Source organism: Streptomyces lavendofoliae (assembly GCF_014649735.1).
Lineage (GTDB): Bacteria > Actinomycetota > Actinomycetes > Streptomycetales > Streptomycetaceae > Streptomyces > Streptomyces lavendofoliae.
The window spans coordinates 1-1297 of sequence record NZ_BMTP01000056.1; the positions used below are offsets into that span (position 1 = coordinate 1).

The following is a 1297-nucleotide window of genomic DNA, read 5'->3' on the forward strand; positions in this document are numbered from 1 at the left end:
AAAAGCCTCTAGCGAGTTTCATGGCGGCCCGTACCCTAAACCGACTCAGGTGGTCAGGTAGAGAATACCGAGGCGTTCGGGTGAACTATGGTTAAGGAACTCGGCAAAATGCCCCCGTAACTTCGGGAGAAGGGGGGCCATCACTGGTGATCGGATTTACTCCGTGAGCTGGGGGTGGCCGCAGAGACCAGCGAGAAGCGACTGTTTACTAAAAACACAGGTCCGTGCGAAGCCGTAAGGCGATGTATACGGACTGACGCCTGCCCGGTGCTGGAACGTTAAGGGGACCGGTTAGCTCTGTTTCGACAGGGCGAAGCTGAGAACTTAAGCGCCAGTAAACGGCGGTGGTAACTATAACCATCCTAAGGTAGCGAAATTCCTTGTCGGGTAAGTTCCGACCTGCACGAATGGCGTAACGACTTCTCGACTGTCTCAACCATAGGCCCGGTGAAATTGCACTACGAGTAAAGATGCTCGTTTCGCGCAGCAGGACGGAAAGACCCCGGGACCTTTACTACAGTTTGATATTGGTGTTCGGTTCGGCTTGTGTAGGATAGGTGGGAGACTGTGAAGCTTGGACGCCAGTTCAGGTGGAGTCGCCGTTGAAATACCACTCTGGTCGTGCTGGATGTCTAACCTCGGTCCGTGATCCGGATCAGGGACAGTGTCTGATGGGTAGTTTAACTGGGGCGGTTGCCTCCTAAAGAGTAACGGAGGCGCCCAAAGGTTCCCTCAGCCTGGTTGGCAATCAGGTGTTGAGTGTAAGTGCACAAGGGAGCTTGACTGTGAGACCGACGGGTCGAGCAGGGACGAAAGTCGGGACTAGTGATCCGGCGGTGGCTTGTGGAAGCGCCGTCGCTCAACGGATAAAAGGTACCCCGGGGATAACAGGCTGATCTTCCCCAAGAGTCCATATCGACGGGATGGTTTGGCACCTCGATGTCGGCTCGTCGCATCCTGGGGCTGGAGTCGGTCCCAAGGGTTGGGCTGTTCGCCCATTAAAGCGGTACGCGAGCTGGGTTTAGAACGTCGTGAGACAGTTCGGTCCCTATCCGCTGTGCGCGTAGGAATATTGAGAAGGGCTGTCCCTAGTACGAGAGGACCGGGACGGACGAACCTCTGGTGTGCCAGTTGTCCTGCCAAGGGCATGGCTGGTTGGCTACGTTCGGGAGGGATAACCGCTGAAAGCATCTAAGCGGGAAGCCTGCTTCGAGATGAGTATTCCCACCTCCTTGAGAGGGTAAGGCTCCCAGTAGACGACTGGGTTGATAGGCCGGATATGGAAGCCCAGTAATGG

At 55.9% G+C, this 1297-nt stretch carries 1 rRNA gene; it reads left to right on the forward strand.

Features of this window, described 5'->3' with window-relative positions:
* Positions 1–1297, forward strand: a 23S ribosomal RNA gene (locus tag IE109_RS32800); the annotation flags it as partial.